Origin of the sequence: Sphingomonas sp. NIC1, assembly GCF_001638925.1 — a bacterium.
Lineage (GTDB): Bacteria > Pseudomonadota > Alphaproteobacteria > Sphingomonadales > Sphingomonadaceae > Sphingomonas > Sphingomonas aquatilis.
This window is the reverse complement of sequence record NZ_CP015521.1, coordinates 777,031-795,501: the sequence shown is the minus strand read 5'-3', so window position 1 is coordinate 795,501 and position 18,471 is coordinate 777,031. Positions and strand designations below refer to the sequence as shown.

Sequence of the window (18,471 nt, the reverse complement as noted above, 5' to 3'; positions counted from 1 at the left end):
CCGGCCGCACATCCCGCGATGAGGCGGGCGTGCGGTCGGCATTCCGGAGGATCACTTGCCGGGCAGCGGATCGATACCGTCGGTATGACGCCAAACTTCGAGCGGCTTGCAGGTCTTCTGAGTCAGCATCGTCCCGGTCGGGCGTTCGACGATGCAGACGCGCGGATTGTACCGGCCCTTGGCGGGCTGGGCGGCCGCGTCGCTCTGGCCGGCGGCGGGTGCTGCGGGGGCCGGTGCCGGCGCGGCGGCGGGCGTGGTGATCGACAGGATGGCGGCGGCGAGCGTGGTGGCGAACATGGACTTTCCTCCCAAAGGCGACAGCCCGATGCGGCTGCGACTGTGGTAGTGCATTATGCATGCCAAACACTGGAATGGCGGAAATCTGCGGTTTCTGGTTTTGGCGGAGTGCGAAAGACGCCGAAAGCTGGTGTATCTTGCCGATCGTCGGCGGCTTTGGCGTGGGCGGTTTGAGCTGCCCACTTTGCGTCATTGCTTCGCTGCGCTCGCAATGACGGATCGCAGGTGGTTCTGTCTAACGCGCAGGCCGGCTGAGGTAGCGCGAACCGGCGAGACAGAAGCGCCATGGCGTGTCCATCGCGCGCGTGATGCCGATGCGCGGGCCGGCGTGCAGGGGCGCTGCGCTGGTGGCGGGGATCAGCGTGAAGGGTAGCGCATCGATCGGGGCGTGATCGAGCCGCGCATCGATGCCGAGCGCCTGGCACAGTCGCCCCGGCCCGGCGCAAAGCAGGCGCGGATCGGCGAGGCCGCGGCGCGCGATCATCGTATCGAGACCGTGCGTGGGTTCGAGCGCGCGGATCAACACCGCGCTGCCGGGCGCGCACACGATGTTGAAGCACCAGTGGATACCGTAGCTGCGGTAGACATAGGCGCGTCCCGCCGACCCGAACATCGCGGCGTTGCGCGGCGAGGGGCCGCGCGCGCTGTGCGAGGCGGGATCGTCGGCGTCATAGGCCTCCGTCTCCACGATCGTGCCGCCGACGCCATCGACCAGCAGGGTCGCGCCGATCAGCGCCCGCGCGACCTGTTCGACGTCACGATCGAAGGCGACCGCGGGCGCCGGCATGGCGCGGGTGTCGCGCTCAATCGACCTTGGCGAGCCAGCGCTCCAGATCGTCGCTGCCGCCGATCACCTCTCCGTCGATCTCGATCAACGGCGTGGTCGCGAGGCCGCGCTCCGCCTTGAACGCGTCGACCTCTTCGCGCGTCCGCAGGATATGGTCCTCGACCTCAAACCCTTCGGATTGCAGGATCTGCTTGGCGCGCACGCCGAACGGGCAGATATGGTCGGCAAGCACCATCCGGTGCAACACGGCCTTGCGGGTATCGGTCATGACGGCTCCTGACGAATCTGCGGTGTTCGGGGACATAAAGGTGGAGGGCCAGCGCCGTTCCGCAAGGGAGCGGATGACGCTGTATTTCGACGGCGGGGCGCGCGGCGATCCAGCGCGGATGGAGATTGGCGTGGTGGCGCATGGCCACAGCTACATTCGGGACGACATGGGCGTCGGCGACAATTGCACGGCGGAGTGGCTGGCGCTGCGCTATGCCGCGGCGATCGCCACCGCTGTGGGCGCACGCGACGTGCTGTTCATCGGCGATGCGCGGACCATCGTCGAACAGGCATTGGGGCGCTGGGCATGCCGCAGCCCGCAATTGCTGCCGCATCGTGACGCCTGGGTAAGGGCGCGAGAGAGCTTCGATCGCGTCCATGTCCGCCATGTACCGCGATCGAAGAATCTGGCCGGCATCGCGCTCGCGCGGCGTCATCCGCGCTGAGCAGGATGCCGGGCGTGGCTTAGGCCTTCAGGCCCTTTGCCATGTTGAGGTGCGCCGCGACGGTGGGGGCGAGGCCCGAGGCGAAGGTCTTCAGCGCAGGCACGTCGCCGCTCGCGCCATAGGCGGTCAGCATGTCATAGGCCTGCTGGTGCGCCTGTTGCTGCGCCGCGATATAGGCGGTGTCGAAGGCGGTGCCGGTCAGACCCTTCAGCGAATCGAGCTTTTCCTGCTGATCGGCGTTGAGCGTCGGATCGGGCGTGATCGCCGGGCTGAGGCCCGAAACGGTCGCCTTCAGCTTGTCCGTCGACGCGGTATGGGCGGCGATCATCTGGTTGGCGTATTTCTTGATCGCGGCCGACGAACTGTTGTCGAGCGCGAGCTTCGAACTGGCGATCTCGAATGCGTCACTCGCCGCTGCGGTGTTGACGAAGGTCTGGCCCGCGGCGGGACGCGAGGCGGCACCCATGTTGGCGCCGGTCGCACCGGCGTTGGCCGCGTCGAAGCCCGCGGTGTCATTCGCCATCGTGGCGTCCGCGCTGTTGGCGGTGTCGGTACGCGATCCGCAGGCGGACAGCGCCAGCGCGAGCGCTGCGACCGACGCGATCCCCATGAAATTCTTAGACATTGTCCACTCCCTCAATCCGGGGTGGCCAACGTTCGGACGCGGCGCTGCGTTCCGGCGCGGGGAGCATTCGGCGCGCATCGACGTTTGATGGCGCGACGGTCGCTGCTTCGGCGACGCAACGGGAGCATGACGATGAGCATCTTCGGCAGCATCATGAGCAAGGTTTTCGGCCATAAGCCCGCCGCTTCGGCCGCTCCGACCCCGGCGCCGGCCCAGGCTGCACCGCAGGCGCCGCAGCCGACCTCTGCGCCGCCGCAGGCCCCTGCCGCCACTGCGCCGACGCCCGCGGCGCCGGTCGATGTCGGCGCGGTGCTTTCGGAAATGGCGACGATGAAGAATGGCGGAGGCAATTACCAATCGTCGATCGTTGACCTGTTGAAGCTGCTCGACCTCGATTCCAGCCTCGCCGCGCGGCGTGAGCTGGGGCAGGAACTGGGTGTCCATGCGGGCGAGGACGGCAGCGCCGAACAGAATATCGCGCTGCACAAGGCGGTGATGGCAAAGCTGGCCGAGAATGGCGGCATCGTGCCGGATTCGCTGCGCAACTGACGGGCTTTCCCGATGTCGGCGTTCGGGTTAGCCCGGACACCATGACGCTCGCCGCCATGCGCCTCGATTCCCCCGTGGGTGTTCTGACGCTGGTGGCGAGTGACGCCGGGCTGGTCGCGGTGCTGTGGCCGGATGACGATCCGCGGCGGGTGCCGTTGCCTGCGCTCGTGCCGCATGACGACCATCCGATATTACGGGCGGCGACCGCGCAGCTGACGGCCTATTTCGCGGGCGAGCGGCGGGTGTTCGACGTACCGCTCGATATGCGCGGCACCGACTTTCAAAAGGCGGTGTGGGCGGCGCTGCTGACCATCCCCTATGGCGAAACCCGCAGTTATGGCGCGATCGCGCTGGCGCTGGGCCGGCCCGATGCGTCGAGGGCGGTCGGCGCGGCGAATGGGCGCAACCCGATCTCGATCATCGTGCCCTGCCACCGCGTCGTCGGATCGACGGGCAAGCTGACCGGCTTTGCGGGCGGCATGACGGCGAAGGCGCACTTGCTGGCGCTGGAACGACGCGACGGCGAACTGCCGTTCGGCTGAGGGCGCGTTCGCCCCGTTCCGCCGGTCCGTCCCGTCACTCCGTCCCGTCAGTCCGCCTCGCGTTCCAGCTTGCGCGCCTGCACCGGCGTCTCGCCCGTTCGCGCTGCGGCGATGGCGGCCTGCAGCGCATCGGCACCATAAGGTTTGGCGAGCAGCACCGCGCCGGTGCCCGGGGGCACGCCCGCCGTGTCGCCGGTCGCGAAGACGATGCCGACGCCCGGACGCAGATCGCGCGCGCGGGCCGCGAAGGCCGGGCCGGAGGCGCCGGGCAGATTGACGTCGGTGACCAGCACGTCGATCGGCACGGTCTGGAGCGCCGTGGCGGCATCCTCCGCACTCGCCGCATCGACGACGACATAGCCGCAGGCCTGCAGCATTTCGGCGGTGGTCGCGCGGATCACCTCGTCATCCTCGACCAGCAGCACCGTGACCTGTCCCGCCGCACCCGCAGCGCTGCGCAGCGGGGCCGGCGCCGTGGTCAGGTCGCGCGCGGCGAGGCTGGCGCTGCGCTGGCGCTGGTTGGCCAGCACGGTGCGGAACTTCCGCGCCAGCGCCTCGCGCGTGTACGGCTTCGACAGCAGCTCGACGCCGGCGTCGAGGCGGCCGCCATGCACGATCGAATTTTCGGTATAGCCGCTGGTGAACAGCACCGCGAGTTCGGGCAGCCGCTCCTTCGCCTTGCGTGCAAGCTCCGGGCTCTTCAGCGTGCCGGGCATCACCACGTCGGTGAACAGCATGTCGATCGGGATGCCGCTTTCGATGACGCTGAGCGCGCTTTGCGCGTCGACCGCCTTCAGGACGCGATAGCCGAGATCGCCCAGCATCTCGACGACGGTGGCGCGCACCTCGTCATCGTCCTCGACGACCAGCACCGTTTCGGTGCCGCCCTCGATCGCGCCGGTGTTGACGATGACCTCGACATCCTCGCTGTCCATGCTGCGCGGCAGGTACAGTTTGATCGTCGTGCCGTGGCCGGGCTCCGAATAGATTTTCACATGGCCGCCCGATTGCTTGACGAAGCCATAGACCATGGAGAGGCCAAGGCCCGATCCCTTGCCCTCCGACTTGGTCGAGAAGAAGGGTTCGAAGACCTTGTCGACGATGTCGGGCGTCATGCCGGTGCCCGTGTCGCTCACCGCCAGCATGACGTATTGGCCCGGCTCGACCTCGTCATGGGTGCGGGCATAGTCGTCGTCGAGATGCGCATTGGACAGTTCGATGGTCAGCTTGCCCTGGCCGCTCATCGCGTCACGCGCGTTGATCGCGAGGTTGAGCAGCGCATTCTCGATCTGCGCAGGATCGATGAAGCAATTCCACAGGCCGCCGCCGAACACCGTCTCCACCTCGACACCCTCGCCGATCGCGCGGCGCAGCATGTCGTCCATGCCCTGGACGAAGCGGGTGACGTTGACGACCTTGGGTTCCAGCGCCTGCCGCCGGCCGAAGGCGAGCAGCTGCGCGGCGAGCTTCGACCCTCGCGACACGCCGGCCATCGCATTGGCGACGCGGCGTTCGGCGCGATCGTTGCCGGCGATATCCTTGGCGAGCAGCTGAAGGTTGCCCGACACGACTTGCAGCAGGTTATTGAAATCGTGCGCGACGCCGCCGGTCAGCTTGCCGATCGTCTCCATCTTCTGCGCCTGGGCCAGCGCCGCCTCGGCGCGGCGACGCTCGCCGATTTCGGAGATGACGCGCGCTTCGAGATGTTCGTTGAGGTGGCGCAGCTGTTCCTCGGCCCGTTCGCGATGACGGACCTGGCGTTGCAGATGCTCGGCCTGATCGCGCAGCGACTGTTCGGCGGCGCGCTGTTCGGTGATGTCGGTATGGACGCCGACCCATTCGACGATCTCGCCGTCGGCATCCGTGATCGGCTGCGCGCGGATCAGGCAGTTGCGCCACGCGCCGTCATGGCGGCGGACGCGATGTTCGAACACGAAGACCGACTTGGCGGCGACCGCGGCATTCCAGGCTGCGACGGTCGCATCGGCATCCTCGGGATGGACGGCGTTCGCCCAGCCATAGCCGGCATAGTCTTCGCGCGATTGCCCGGTCAGCGCCGCCCAGCCGGGCTGCTCGCCGGTCATCTGACCATCCCGCGAATTGGTCCACAAGACGCCGTGGACCGCCTCCATCGCGCCGCGGAAGCGGTCATTGCTGCGACGGACCGCCGCTTCGCGTTGCGCGCGCTCCTCGACGTCGGTCACCAGGACATGGATGCCCAGCACGTCGCCATCGTCACCGAGGCGGGGGATGTACCGGATGTCGGCGCGATGGAAACTGCCGTCGCGATGCGGCAGCCGTCCTTCCGATGCGATCGGTTCACCGGCGAGCGCGCGTTCGACCAACGGCAGGCGCTCGGCGTAGCTCTCCTCGCCCAGCACCTCGCGCAGGTGGCATCCGACCATCTGATCCGGCGTACGGCCGAACCACTGCTGATAGGCGCCGTTGGCGAAACGGTAGACCAGATCGCGGTCGAGATACGAGATGAGGACCGGCAAGGCGTCGGTGATGGTGCGCAATTCGGCGACGCTGTGCGCGACCGCCACTTCCGCGCTGACGCGAGCGGTATTATCGATCACCGTACACATCGCGCCGCCGACCGTGCCGTCGTCGAGGTAGACGGGGGTGTAGAACAGGTCGAAGAAGAAGGTCTGCGGTACGCCGTCGCGCAGCAGCGTCATCGGCTGGTCGCGATAGGCGACGACCTCTCCGGTCGCGGACCGATCGAGGATCGCGCGGTTCCAGTCCCAGATTTCGGGCCAGACGCCTTCGGCGGTGCCGCCGAGCGCCGCCGGATGCTTGTCACCCGCGATGGCGGTGTAGGCGTCGTTATAGATCAGGACGTTGGCCGGCCCCCACATCAGCACCTTGGGCACCGGCGAGTTGACGATATTGGCGACCGTCGTGCGCAGCGCGCCCGACCAGTTGGCTACCGACCCCAGCGGAGTCGCGGACCAGTCATGATCGCGGATCAGCGCACCGCACTCTCCGCCGCCGAGCGGCCATTGGGGAGCGGAATCAAGGGTCTGTTTCGGACGCAACGCGGGCATGGTGTTGAAATGGGCCGGGGTTGGGCGCGAGTCAAACCCTTAGGCAGACCAATTCGTCGGATCGGTATGGACGCGCGGCCTGCCGCTCGGCAAAGCTCGCGGCCATGACCCAGGATGTTTTGATCGAGATCAATGGCGCGCTCGGGCGGCTGCGGTTGCACCGCCCGCGTGCGCTGCATGCGCTCAACATGGCGATGTGCGAGGCGATGCTCGCGGCGCTGGAGGATTGGCGTACCGATGCCGACATCGCGGCGGTGATGATCGACCACGCGCCCTCGGCGGACGGCGATCCCAAGGGCGCGCGCGGCTTTTGTGCGGGCGGCGATATCCGGATGCTGGCCGACAGCGGCGCGGGCGATGGCGCGGCGGCGCGGGCCTTCTTCCATACCGAGTACCAGCTCAACCACCGGCTGTTCGCTTATGCCAAGCCGACCGTTGCGTTCATGGACGGCGTGACGATGGGCGGCGGCGTCGGCATCGCGCTGCCGTGCCGCTATCGCGTCGCCACCGAGAATACGAAGTTCGCGATGCCGGAAACGGGGATCGGCCTGTTCCCCGACGTCGGCGGCGGTTGGTATCTGTCGCGCCTGCCGGGGCGGATCGGCCAGTTCATCGCGCTCACCGGCCACCGACTCGACGGGGCCGAGGCGCATGCGCTGGGCCTGGCGACGCATTACCTGCCTGCCAGCGCGCTGCCCGAGGCGAAGACGGCGATCGCCGCCGATCCGCACGGTATCGACGCGATCCTGACTGCGGCGAGCGTCGCGGCCCCGCATGCAGCGCTGCTCGACCATCGCGCCGACATCGACCGGCTGTTCGCCTCCGACACGCTGGAAGAGGTGTTTGCGGCGCTGGAGGCGGATGGTGGCGACTTTGCCGCGCAACAGCTCGCGATCCTCAAGACCAAGTCGCCGCAGTCGATGAAGGTGTCGCTGCGCCTGCTGTACGACGGCAGCCTGTTGCAGAGCTTCGCCGACGAGATGCGCCAAGAATATGCGGTCGCGACGCATGTCGTGCAGCGCCACGATTTCCTGGAAGGCGTGCGCGCGGTGATCGTCGATAAGGACAACAGCCCGCGCTGGAACCCGGCGACGCCGGAGGCCGTGACCGATCACCTGATCGACCAGATCTTCGCGCCCTTGCCGCCCGCCGAGGCGTGGACGCCGAATTAAGGAGAGGCCCCTATGTCCGATTACCAGACCATCCTCGTCGAGCGGCGCGATGCCGTGACGCTCATCACGCTTAACCGGCCGGAGGCGCTGAACGCGCTCAATGCGCAGGTGCTCGCCGATCTGCTGGCGGCGCTCGCGGCCTTCGACGCCGACGCGAGCCAGGGCTGCGCGGTGCTGACCGGCAGCGCCAAGGCGTTCGCGGCGGGCGCGGACATCAAGGAGATGGCGGCGATGGATTTCGCCGCCATGTACGGGACGAACCATTTCGCCGGCTACGAGCGGCTGACGCAGACGCGCAAGCCCGTGATCGCGGCGGTGGCCGGCTATGCGCTGGGCGGCGGCTGTGAGCTTGCGATGATGTGCGACTTCATCCTCGCCGCCGACACCGCCAAATTCGGTCAGCCCGAAGTGAAGCTGGCGGTCAGCCCCGGCATGGGCGGATCGCAGCGGCTTGCCCGCGCGGTCGGCAAGGCGAAGGCGATGGAGATGTGCCTGACGGGACGGATGATGGATGCCGCCGAGGCGGAGCGCGCCGGCCTCGTCAGTCGGATCATCCCGGCGGCCGATCTGGTCGAGGAGGCGGTGAAGACCGCCGCGTCGATCGCCGCGATGGCGCCGCTTGCCGTGCTGGCGAACAAGGAAATGGTGAACGCCGCGTTCGAAACGCCGCTGGCACAGGGCATCCAGTTCGAGCGGCGGCTGTTCAACGGGCTGTTCGGCACGGCGGACCAGAAGGAAGGCATGGCCGCCTTCGTCGAGAAGCGGCCGGGGAATTGGTCCGGGCGGTAAGGGTGTTTCGGCCGTCTTGTTAAGAAACGGCAGTCCGGTTTAATCCGTCATTGCGAGCACAAGCGAAGCACGCTTCGCTCGCAATGACGAATCCGGTGCCTCATTGCGCGTCAGGCCTAGCCGGCGCGAGTGCTACCTCCACCGACACTTCGGCGCCGGCGCGCGACAGCATCGTGATCAGCGACGCGATCGAAATCCGGCGGTTGTCGTGGTTGAGGATGTTGTTGAGCGTCGAGCGCCCGATACCAAGCCGTGCGGCCGCGGTCGATTGCGGCACCTGCCACGCCTTCACTTGATCGGCCAGGGCCAGGCGCAGGTTTGCCCGGATCGCTTCGGCTCGGGCGTCGCAGGGCGGTTGAGGATCGATCGTCATGAGGAAAAAAGGAAGACCCCGGGTTGCCCCGGAGCCTTCCGATACAGGTTAGAACTTGACGTTGACGTTCGCGAAGAACGACCGGCCGACATAATCATAGCCCGAATAGAGCGGGGCATTGCCGATGGTCGTGAACCCGATGGAGGTGATCCGCGGGGGCTTCGTGTCGAGCAGGTTCCGCACGCCGAAGGTGAACTGGTACTTCTTCTGCACGTTGAACTGCACCGACAGCTGGTGGAGGACGTAGCCGTCCGCTTCCAAGAAGTAATTGTCGCGATACTGCTGGACCAGCGCCGGGTCGGTGATGCCGGTCAAATTGTCGAACGCGAAATAGTTATACGTCTTGTTGTGGTCGCCACCGATCCAGTCGAGCCCGTAGCGGACCGTCATCGGGCCGACGGTGTAGTTGGCGTCGAAATTGCCGACCCATTCCGGCGAGGTGACGATGCCGTTGGCATCGGTCAGGAATTCCTCGGGGAACAGGCGGGTCGACTGTTCGGTGTATTTGGTGACGTTCGCGTTGAAGACGAACTTGCCGCCGAACAGGTTGCGGGCGTAGCGGCCGTTGAACTCGTAACCCTTCACGATGTTTTCGGACAGGTTCACGAAGCTGCTGGTGACGGTAAGCGCCTGATTGGCGTCACGCTGCACGAAGCGGCAGAACCCGGCGTTCGCATCGAAATTCGGGTTGCTGTAGCAGCGCGACAGGATCGTCGCACCGGACAGGTCCGACACGCCGTTGTCGACCTTCACGTCGAAATAGTCGAGCGACAGCGACAGCTGGCCGACCGATTCCGGCAGGCGCGGACGCAGCACCGCGCCGACCGTCCAGTTGGTCGAGGTTTCCGCGCTCAAGCCCGCCTCTGCCCCACCGACGCGGAACGAGGTGATGCTGTTGCGCTGTTCGAAGTCCGCCGGCAGGCCGATCGAGGCGCAGTTGCGCGCGATGATCTGCTGGTTGGGCGACTGCTGCGCGGGCACCGGCAGGCCGCTGCACGGATCCGAGTTGGTCGGCAGGAAGCCGCTGGTCGCGCCCAGGAACTGTTCGGCGAGCGCCGGCGCGCGATACGACGTGCCGTAGCTGCCGCGGAAGCCGAAGCCGCGGAACGGTTCCCACTCGGCCGAGACCTTGTAGGTCGTGCCCGAGCCGTAGGAGGCGTAATCGGTGTAGCGGCCCGATGCGGTAACGTTCAGGCGATAGGCGAAGGGCAGGTCCTGCAGCAGCGGCAGGAAGATTTCGCCGAACGCTTCCTTGACGTTGTCCTTGCCGACCGTCGGCGTCGCGGCGGTCAGGCCGTACAGGTTGCCGTTGATCGAGTTGAGGTCGGGCTGGTCGTTGATGCTCTGGCGGCGGTGCTCGACGCCCAAAGCCAGCTGCGCGTCGCCGCCCGGCAGCTTGAACAGCGGGCCGTCGATGTTGAAGGCATAAGTCGTCTCACGGAACGCCGTCGTGCCGCGGGTATTCGCCAAGATGTAGTTGCGGAAGTTCTGCGGCAGCTGGCCGCCGATCACCCCGGCGGTCAGCGCAGGGGCGGCGACGCAATTGGGGTTGGAGGCGGCGCTGACGCAGCTGAAGGTGCCGTCGGGGTTGGCGACGACGTTGAGCGAGTTGGCGAGGCGATCGATCAGGAACGACTGTCCGGTGTAGACGCCATCGTTCCACGACTTGCCGACATACGCGTCATAGCGCCAGCCGGGGAAGAAGAAGTCGCCGCGGATGCCGCCCGAAGCGCGGACGTAATCGACGGTCTGCGCGTCTTCGGTCAGGCCGAAGCCGATGAAGGCGCGCGCCGCGATGATTCTGCCGCTCGACGTGTTGGTCGGGTTGGCGAACGAGCCGTCGCGGATGTTCGCCGGGAGCAGCGGGCTACCCTGGAGATAGTCGAGCGACAGCTGGCGATACAGCGGCGATCCCGACTTGCGGCGAGTGCCGAGCAGTTCGCCGTAGAGTTCGGCGTTGCCCAGCGCTTCCAGCTTGTAGGTCGCCGACAGGTAGCCCGTGTAGGTCTCGACACCTGTCACGAGCGGTTCGCGCTGCATCGCCGGATCGAACGTGTCGCGATCGTAATTGCCGACGCCGAGGTAGCCCGGGAACGGCCCGGTGGTGACGCCGGGGGCGGGGACGAAGCGGTTGAAGTTGCCGAGCACGCCGCTGGTGCGGCCGATCGCCTGACGCGTCGGCAGGCCGAGCGTGTTGATCGTGGTGCCGCCATTGTCGATCGTGAAGCAGTTGCGCGGATCGCCGACCGGGAAGGGATCGCCCGAGCCGAACGCCGACCCCTCGCCATCGAGGAACCCGCCGATCGGGCAGTTGAAGAACGGCACGTCGCCGCGGGCGAGCGCATTGCGCTTGCGATATTCGAGCGAGCCGACGATGCCGAGGCGATCGGTCTGCATGCCGAAGCTGGCGCTGGCGCGGCGATCGACGCCGGCGCCGACGGCGGGCACGTTGGTCTGCAGGTCGAGCTGCAGGCCGGTCAGCGCCTTGTCGGTGATGATGTTGACGACGCCCGCGACCGCGTCGGAGCCGTAGACCGACGACGCGCCGGACTTCAGCACTTCGATCCGGTCGATGATCGCAGTCGGCAGCACATTGAGGTCGGCGGCGACCACCGAACCGCGCGTGCCGCCCGGTGCCAAGCGGCGGCCGTTGAGCAGGATCAGCGTGCGGTTGGGGCCGAGGCCGCGCAGGCCGAGCGTGTTCGCGCCGGTGCCGCCGTCGGTGACGAAGCCGCCGTAGGTGTTGTTGATCTGCGACGTGCCCTGCGTGATCGCATTGCTCTGCAACGCGTCGGCGGCGCTGGCGAAGCCGGCCTGCGTGATCTCGTCCTTGCCGATAACGGTGATCGGATCGGAGACGGAGAATTCGTCGCGGCGGATGCGCGACCCGGTGACGACGATGTCGCCGCCGCTCTGCGTGTTGCTGCCCGCGTCGGCGTTGGGCGACTGCGGGTTCTGCTGGTCGGTCGGGACCTGGGTAGGATCGGGAACCGGGCTGGTTTGGGTATCGGTGGCGGTGGTCTGCGCGAACGCAGGCAAAGCAGTAGCGAGGGCGAGCGGCAGGATCGCCGTCGCCGCATAAAGATGCGACAGTTTCACGAATTAACCCCTTTGGTCCCAGCCCCTTACGGAGCCTCTAGCGGCCATAAGATCGGTTCGCCGCATCCGGATCAAGCAACAAAATGACAGCATTATGAACGTTTCTCGGCATTGTGATATGTATGCAACATTGTCTTATTATGTTGCGCTCGGCGATTGGAAAACGTCGCGAGGACAGTCTTTGGCGCATGAAAGGTCCGAATTGCTGACGGATGAAGATGCCTGTGCCATCGCTCATCGCATCATGGGCTGATCCGGGATCGGCCGAAGTCCCCTATGGCACCCGCTCCGCACTTCGCTATGTCTCGGGACGAGCGGCGGACGAACCGGTGAAATCGACGTCGCACGGGAGAGGAAGACGTGACCATGGCGTATGAGCATATTCTGGCCGAGCGGCAGGGCGCGGTGCTGGTGCTGACGCTCAACCGGCCCGATCGGCTGAATGCGGCGCCGCCGGCGCTGTTCGACGAGCTGCGCGACGCGCTGGCGCGACTGGATGGCGCGCGGGCGGTGCTGCTGGCGGGGGCGGGGCGGGCCTTTTGTTCGGGCGCGGACGTCGGCGGCGGCGCGCTGGGCGCCGACGATCCCGGCGAGGCGACCTATGCGGCGCTGACCGACCAGTACAATCCGACGATGCTGGCGATCGCCGATCTGAGCGTACCGGTGGTCAGCGCGGTGCGCGGACCGGCGGCGGGGATCGGGTGCAGCCTGGCGCTGGCCGCGGATTTCTGCGTGGCGAGCGAGACCGCCTATTTCCTGCAGGCGTTCGTCAATATCGGGCTGGTGCCGGACGGTGGCGCGTCGTGGATGCTGCCGCGGCTGATCGGGCGGGCGCGGGCGGCGGAGATGATGCTGCTCGGCGAGCGTGTGCCGGCGGCCAAGGCACTCGATTGGGGTATGATCCACCGTGTCGTTGCCGACGAGGCGCTGGATGCCGAGGCGCTGGCGCTCGCGACGCGGCTGGCGGCGGGCCCGACGGTGGCGCTGGGCTTGATGCGGTGCGCCTTGGGCCGGGCGATGGAGAGCGACTATGCCGCGGCGCTGGCCGCCGAGGCGGATGCGCAGCGCACCGCGCGCGGATCGGCGGACTCGACCGAGGGTGGCATGGCATTCCTGCAAAAGCGCAAGCCGGCGTTTCAGGGGCGTTGATGACGCGGACGTGACATTTTGCGACACAAAAGCGCTGGACGCGATGCGGTGTGTTGATCACACAGGACGCATGGCTCGCCTGACCGCTTCCCCGTTCGCCGCTCCGGCGCTCGCCGCGCTGGCCCTGGCGGGCTGCACCGTCGGCCCCGATTATCGCGCTAAGACGCCCGCCGAGCTGGGCGTTCCCACCGCCTATTCGGTGCCGGCGCCGGCCAGTCCCGAAGATCTCACGCGCTGGTGGTCGAACTTCGACGACCCCGTGCTTGGCCGATTGGTCGAGCAGGCGCGCAGCGCCAATACCGATATCGCGCAGGCGATCGGGCGGCTGCGGCAGGCGCGCGAGGCGCTGGTACAGAGCCGCGCGTCGCTGCTGCCGACGCTGTCGGGGTCGGCGGGCTATCAGCGCAACGAAAACCTGCGCGGCGGTGGCCGCTCGTTCACGCTGCCCGACGGCACCGTGGTCGACACGGGTGGTGGCGGCACCAACAGCTTCTCCGCCGGCCTGTCGGCGAGCTATCAGGTCGGCCTGTTTGGTGAGATCCGCCGGACGGTGGAGGCGAGCCGCGCGCAATATGAGGCGAGCGGGTTCGACTATGCGACCGTGCTGCTGAGCGTCGAAAGCGAGGTCGCGCGCAACTACGTTCTGGCGCGCGCCTATCAGGCGCAGCTCGCCAATGCGCGCGCCAGCCTGGCGATCCAGGACGACAATCTGGAGATTGCGGGGTTCCGCGTGCAGGCGGGCCTCGTCTCGTCGGTCGATGTCGAACAGGCGCGCAGCCAGCGGGCGCAGACCGCGGCGAGCGTGCCGCAGATCGAACAGCAATATGCCGCCGCTGTCGCGCGGCTGGGCGTGTTGACCGGGCAGGCGCCGGGCGCGCTGCGTAGTGCGCTCGCGGCACCGCGTGCCATTCCGAAAGGGCCGGCGAGCGTCGGCGTCGGCATTCCGGCCGATGCGCTGCGCCGCCGCCCCGACGTGCGCAGTGCAGAGCGCACGCTGGCCGCCGCTACCGCGCGGATCGGCGTCGCCAAGGCGCAACTCTATCCGGCATTGGCGATCACCGGGAATATCAACAGCAACGCGACCAGCCTTACGGGACTGGGCGACGCGATCACCGGCGGCCTGTTCGCCGGGCTGACGCAGGCGATCTTCAACGGCGGGCGGCTGCGCGCGCAGGTGCGCAGTAACGAAGCGGCGGCGGATACGGCCTTCGCCAATTACAAGGGCGTGGTGCTGCTGGCGCTCGAGGACATCGAAAATGCCATCGTCGCGCTGGATTCGGCACGGCGGCGCGAGACGCAGTTCGCGATCGCTTATGATGCCGCCAACGCCTCGGCGATCCTGAGCCGCAGCCAGTATCGCACCGGGCTTACCGATTTTACGACGCTGAACCAGCAGGAAGCCGCATTGCTTTCGGCGCAGAACGGCCTGACGCAGGCGCGCTCCGATCAGGCGACGGCGCTGATTGCGCTGTACGATGCGCTGGGCGGCGGCTGGGACCCCAGCATCGTGCCGCAGGCGCCCGAGCGCGGCGCTACCCCCATTTTCGCAACGGAACCCCGCTGATGGCCGACGCACAGCTCGACGATTTCCTCGGCGTGAAGCCGGTGCCGGTGTGGCGCCGCTATCTGAAATGGGGGCTGGTCGCGATCGGCGTGGTGCTGCTCGCGCTGCTGCTGAAGAGCTGCTTCGGCGGCAAGGCAGAGGCGGGCTATGCAACGCAGGGCGTGGAGCGCGGCAACCTGACCGTTACCGTCTCCGCGACGGGTAAGCTCGCGCCGACCAACCAGGTGACGGTCGGCTCGCAGCTGTCGGGCCTCGTTACCAAGGTGGTGGTTGACGTCAACGATCGCGTCCGGGCAGGCCAGCCGCTCGCGCTGATCGACCCGCAGCAGATCGACGACCAGATTCGCCAGCAGCGTGCGCAGATCGCCGCCAACCAGGCGCAAGTAAACCAGGCGCAGGCGACCGTCGCCGAAAGCCGCGCGCAGCTCGCCCGTCTCGAAGAGGTGTACAAGCTGTCGAACGGGCGCGTGCCGTCGGGCACCGAACTCCAGTCCGGTCGCGCCGATTACCAGCGCGCGATCGCGGCGCTGAAGACCGCGCAGGCGAACGTCAGCGCCTCGCAAGCCCTGCTGGCGCAGAGCCAGACGCAGCGGCAGCGCGCGATCATCCGGTCGCCGGTCAACGGCGTGGTGCTGGCGCGCCAGATCGATCCGGGTGCGACCGTCGCCGCCTCGTTCAACACGCCGACGCTGTTCGTGATCGCCGAAGACCTGTCCCAGATGAAGCTGGAGGTCGCGATCGACGAGGCCGACGTGGGCGAGGTGAAGACCGGGCAGAAAGCGACCTTCACCGTCGATGCCTTCCCCGGCCGCACCTTCCCTGCGACGATCAGCCGCGTCGATCTGGGATCGAACCTGACGGTCAATTCGGCAAGCTCCACCGCGACGACGGCGACGACCGCTTCGTCGAACCAGGTGGTGAGCTATGCCGCCGACCTGACCGTCGCCAACCCGTCGTTGCAGCTGCGCCCGGGCATGACCGCGACCGCGGATATCGTGACGTCGGACAAGCAGAACGTGCTGCTCGTCCCCAATGCGGCGCTGCGCTTCAAGCCGAGCGACGGCGCGTCGGCTGGCGGATCGAGCGGCGGCATCGCCGGATCGCTCACCTTCCGCCCGCGCCGCGACCGGCCGGAGCGGACCGCGACGCTGGGCCGCGGCGCGACGCAGACGGTCTACGTCAAGGGTGCCGACGGCCAGCCGCAGCCGGTGCAGGTGACGACCGGCGACACCAACGGCACGATGACCGAGGTGCTGAGCGGCGACCTGAAGCCGGGACAGCAGGTGATAACCGGTCAGCTGGCGGGCAATGGCGACAAGGCCGGCGGATCGCGGCGTGGTGGCGGTGCGGGCGGTGCCGGCGGTGGCCGTCGCGGGGGCGGGGCCGGTGGGCAGTAAGCGCGCCGTTGCGGGGATTGTGGAAATGCGGCGACGTCTGCCAAGCCACCCCCGTCACCCCGGACTTGTTCCGGGGTCCACCGGGCAGCGGGGGCAGCGCTTGAGCCTCCAGCTATTCCCCTCGCCGCGGAGTGGACCCCGGACCGAGTCCGGGGTGACGGGTAGGGTGTGGCGCTGTTGCGTGCCTCCCTCCGTGGCGGGAAAGCCGGACGGTGCCCATGGCTGACCCGCTCATCTCCCTCCGCAACGTCACCAAGGTCTATGGCACCGGCGCAACGCAATTTCAGGCGTTGAAGGGTGTCGACCTCGACATCCAGGCCGGCGATTTCGTCGCGGTCATGGGGCCGTCGGGGTCGGGCAAGTCGACGACGATGAACATCCTCGGCTGCCTCGACGTGCCGTCGGGCGGGACCTTCCTGTTCCGTGGTCACCATGTCGAAACGCTGGATCGCGACCAGCGCGCGCTGCTGCGGCGGCGCTACCTCGGCTTCGTGTTCCAGGGGTTCAACCTCTTGAGCCGCACCAGCGCGCTGGAGAATGTCGAGCTGCCGCTCCTCTATCGCGGCGAGGACAAGAAGACGCGGCGCGAGCTGGGTATGGCGGCGCTGGAGAAGGTGGGGCTCGATCGCTGGTGGGATCATACGCCCGCCGAGCTATCGGGCGGCCAGCAGCAGCGCGTCGCCATCGCGCGGGCGATCGTAACGCAGCCCGACGTGCTGCTCGCCGACGAACCGACCGGCAACCTCGACAGCGAACGATCGGTCGAGATCATGGAATTGCTGACCGACCTCAACCGCACCGCCAACATCACCGTGCTGATGGTGACGCACGAACCCGACATGGCGGCGTTCGCGCGCACGGTGGTGCATTTCAAGGACGGACTGGTCGAGCGGATCGAGGCGCAGCACCGACAGGGCGAGGCGGTGGAGGCATAGATGCTAGGCACCACCTTCATCCTCGCGATCCGGTCGATCCGGCGGCATCTGCTGCGCTCGTTCCTGACGATCCTGGGCATCGTCATCGGCGTCGGCGCGGTCGTCACGATGGTGACGCTGGGCAAGGCGACGACGGCCGCGGTGCAGCAGCAGATCAGCGCGCTGGGCAGCAACGTGTTGCAGGTGCGACCCGGCCAGGGCTTCGGCCGGGGTGGTGGCGGTCCGCTGCCGCCGCCGTTCAAGGTGCCCGATGCGGATGCGATCGCGACGCAGATCGCGGGCGTCACCGCGGTCGCGCCGCAGACCAACGCCAGCGCCACCGCCATCTACGAAGGCGCGAACTGGTCGACGACGATCAACGGCACGACGCTGGCATTCAACACGGTGCAGCCGTGGCCGCTCGCCGCCGGGCGCTATTGGTCGCCGGCGGAGCAGGAGGCGGGCAAGGCGGTGTGCTTGATCGGCAATACCGTCCGCAAGAACCTGTTCCCGTCCGGCAACGCGGTCGGCACGCGCATCCGGCTCGGCAATGTCAGCTGCGATGTGATCGGCGTGCTGACGACGCGCGGGCAGGGCGGATTTGGCGATCAGGACGATGTGGTCGTCATGCCGATCAAGACGGTACAGCGCCGCTTCGTCGGCAACGACGACGTGCGCGTGATGCTGGTCGGCGTCGATCCGGCCTATTCCAGCGCGACCGTGCAATCGTCGATCACCGCGCTACTGCGCGAACGCCGCCACCTGACCGGCGCGCGGCCGGACGATTTCAACATCTTCGACACCAAGCAGATTTCGGACACATTGACGGGCACGACGACCTTGCTGACCCGCATCGTCGCAGCGGTGGCGGCGATCAGCCTGGTCGTCGGCGGGATCGGCATCATGAACATCATGCTGGTGTCGGTGACCGAGCGCACGCGTGAAATCGGCATCCGCCTGGCGATCGGTGCGGTCGCGCGCGAGGTGCTGCTGCAATTCCTGGTCGAGGCGGTGGCGCTGTCGTGCCTGGGCGGGATCGTCGGGCTGATCATCGCGCAGGGCGTGATCCTGGCGCTGGTGCCGCTGATGCAGGTGCCTTGGACGTTCGATCCGCAGATCAACCTGATCGCGTTCGGCATATCGGCGGTGATCGGGGTGGTGTTCGGCTATTTCCCGGCGCGGCGCGCGGCGGCGCTGAACCCGATCGACGCGCTGCGCCACGAGTGACGTGCGCGGCAACATGGACAAGATGAACGCCTGAATGGGTTGGGATGGGTTGCGTCCAACGCCGTCGCGGGCCCGAAGACGTCAGCCTTCGTCATTCCCGCCTCCGCGGGAATGACGACTGGGTGAGGGGCGAGGAGCTACGCGGCTTGGTGTATCGTCACCCCGGACTTGATCCGGGGTCCCGCTATTTCCAGGCGTCTAAGAAGAAGCGGGACCCCGGGTCG

Annotated in this window: 17 protein-coding genes; 10 read left to right on the top strand and 7 right to left on the bottom strand. The window is 67.5% G+C overall.

The genetic code is table 11. From position 1 onward, the window contains the following. Positions 1-51: 51 nt before the first annotated feature. The 3 genes from A7E77_RS03975 to A7E77_RS03965 all read right to left on the bottom strand — a co-directional run bounded on the left by A7E77_RS03975 (position 52) and on the right by A7E77_RS03965 (position 1,352). Complete coding sequence (locus A7E77_RS03975; RefSeq protein WP_063686021.1) at positions 52-297, bottom strand: hypothetical protein; 246 nt, start codon at positions 295-297, stop codon at positions 52-54. Positions 298-532: 235 nt separating this feature from the next. Next, a complete protein-coding gene (locus A7E77_RS03970) occupies positions 533-1,084 on the bottom strand; it encodes a DNA-3-methyladenine glycosylase (protein WP_063686020.1) in 552 nt (183 codons plus the stop codon). Positions 1,085-1,100: 16 nt separating this feature from the next. Continuing rightward, a complete protein-coding gene (locus tag A7E77_RS03965) occupies positions 1,101-1,352 on the bottom strand; it encodes a glutathione S-transferase N-terminal domain-containing protein (RefSeq protein WP_017979726.1) in 252 nt (83 codons plus the stop codon). Positions 1,353-1,425: 73 nt separating this feature from the next. Here A7E77_RS03965 and A7E77_RS03960 point away from each other — a divergent pair, with 73 nt between their 5' ends. Beyond that, positions 1,426-1,797: a reverse transcriptase-like protein gene (locus tag A7E77_RS03960; protein WP_063686019.1), complete on the top strand. Its 372-nt coding sequence runs from the start codon at positions 1,426-1,428 to the stop codon at positions 1,795-1,797. A gap of 19 nt (positions 1,798-1,816) precedes the next feature. On the opposite strand, the gene A7E77_RS03955 is transcribed toward A7E77_RS03960, so the two are convergent. Beyond that, a complete protein-coding gene (locus A7E77_RS03955) occupies positions 1,817-2,407 on the bottom strand; it encodes a DUF4142 domain-containing protein (RefSeq protein WP_078462217.1) in 591 nt (196 codons plus the stop codon). Positions 2,408-2,554: 147 nt separating this feature from the next. Here A7E77_RS03955 and A7E77_RS03950 point away from each other — a divergent pair, with 147 nt between their 5' ends. Together A7E77_RS03950 and A7E77_RS03945 are read left to right on the top strand one after the other, a co-directional pair. Further along, positions 2,555-2,971, top strand: a complete 417-nt coding sequence (locus tag A7E77_RS03950) for a DUF3597 family protein (protein ID WP_063689703.1) — start codon at positions 2,555-2,557, stop codon at positions 2,969-2,971. A 41-nt stretch (positions 2,972-3,012) separates the two neighbouring features. After that, entirely contained in the window at positions 3,013-3,513 is a 501-nt protein-coding gene (locus tag A7E77_RS03945) for a methylated-DNA--[protein]-cysteine S-methyltransferase (RefSeq protein WP_063686016.1), read from the top strand. Positions 3,514-3,560: 47 nt separating this feature from the next. On the opposite strand, the gene A7E77_RS03940 is transcribed toward A7E77_RS03945, so the two are convergent. Beyond that, positions 3,561-6,563: a PAS domain-containing protein gene (locus A7E77_RS03940; protein WP_063686014.1), complete on the bottom strand. Its 3,003-nt coding sequence runs from the start codon at positions 6,561-6,563 to the stop codon at positions 3,561-3,563. 104 nt (positions 6,564-6,667) lie between these two features. Between A7E77_RS03940 and A7E77_RS03935 the strand changes: the two genes are divergently transcribed. Both A7E77_RS03935 and A7E77_RS03930 read left to right on the top strand, forming a co-directional pair. Further along, positions 6,668-7,735 (top strand): enoyl-CoA hydratase/isomerase family protein, encoded by a 1,068-nt coding sequence (locus A7E77_RS03935; RefSeq protein ID WP_063686012.1) that lies wholly within the window; start codon positions 6,668-6,670, stop codon positions 7,733-7,735. A 12-nt stretch (positions 7,736-7,747) separates the two neighbouring features. Continuing rightward, a complete protein-coding gene (locus tag A7E77_RS03930; protein WP_043059147.1) occupies positions 7,748-8,524 on the top strand; it encodes an enoyl-CoA hydratase in 777 nt (258 codons plus the stop codon). 100 nt (positions 8,525-8,624) lie between these two features. On the opposite strand, the gene A7E77_RS03925 is transcribed toward A7E77_RS03930, so the two are convergent. Together A7E77_RS03925 and A7E77_RS03920 are read right to left on the bottom strand one after the other, a co-directional pair. Continuing rightward, positions 8,625-8,897, bottom strand: a complete 273-nt coding sequence (locus A7E77_RS03925; RefSeq protein WP_063686010.1) for an XRE family transcriptional regulator — start codon at positions 8,895-8,897, stop codon at positions 8,625-8,627. Between the two features lie 48 nt (positions 8,898-8,945). Further along, positions 8,946-11,996, bottom strand: coding sequence for a TonB-dependent receptor domain-containing protein (locus A7E77_RS03920; RefSeq protein WP_063686008.1), 3,051 nt, complete (start codon positions 11,994-11,996; stop codon positions 8,946-8,948). A gap of 366 nt (positions 11,997-12,362) precedes the next feature. Between A7E77_RS03920 and A7E77_RS03915 the strand changes: the two genes are divergently transcribed. From A7E77_RS03915 to A7E77_RS03895, 5 genes are all read left to right on the top strand, one after another. Further along, on the top strand, positions 12,363-13,145 hold the full coding sequence (locus A7E77_RS03915) for an enoyl-CoA hydratase-related protein (RefSeq protein ID WP_063686006.1): 783 nt from the start codon (positions 12,363-12,365) through the stop codon (positions 13,143-13,145). Between the two features lie 70 nt (positions 13,146-13,215). Continuing rightward, complete coding sequence (locus tag A7E77_RS03910; RefSeq protein WP_063686004.1) at positions 13,216-14,709, top strand: efflux transporter outer membrane subunit; 1,494 nt, start codon at positions 13,216-13,218, stop codon at positions 14,707-14,709. Further along, on the top strand, positions 14,709-16,106 hold the full coding sequence (locus A7E77_RS03905) for an efflux RND transporter periplasmic adaptor subunit (protein WP_063686002.1): 1,398 nt from the start codon (positions 14,709-14,711) through the stop codon (positions 16,104-16,106). Before A7E77_RS03910 ends, A7E77_RS03905 begins: the two co-directional genes overlap by 1 nt. Positions 16,107-16,324: 218 nt before the next feature. Then, positions 16,325-17,041 carry an ABC transporter ATP-binding protein gene (locus A7E77_RS03900; RefSeq protein ID WP_043059219.1) on the top strand — a complete coding sequence of 239 codons (717 nt, stop codon included), beginning with the start codon at positions 16,325-16,327 and terminating at the stop codon, positions 17,039-17,041. Then, positions 17,042-18,247, top strand: a complete 1,206-nt coding sequence (locus A7E77_RS03895) for an ABC transporter permease (RefSeq protein ID WP_063686000.1) — start codon at positions 17,042-17,044, stop codon at positions 18,245-18,247. Positions 18,248-18,471 lie beyond the last annotated feature (224 nt).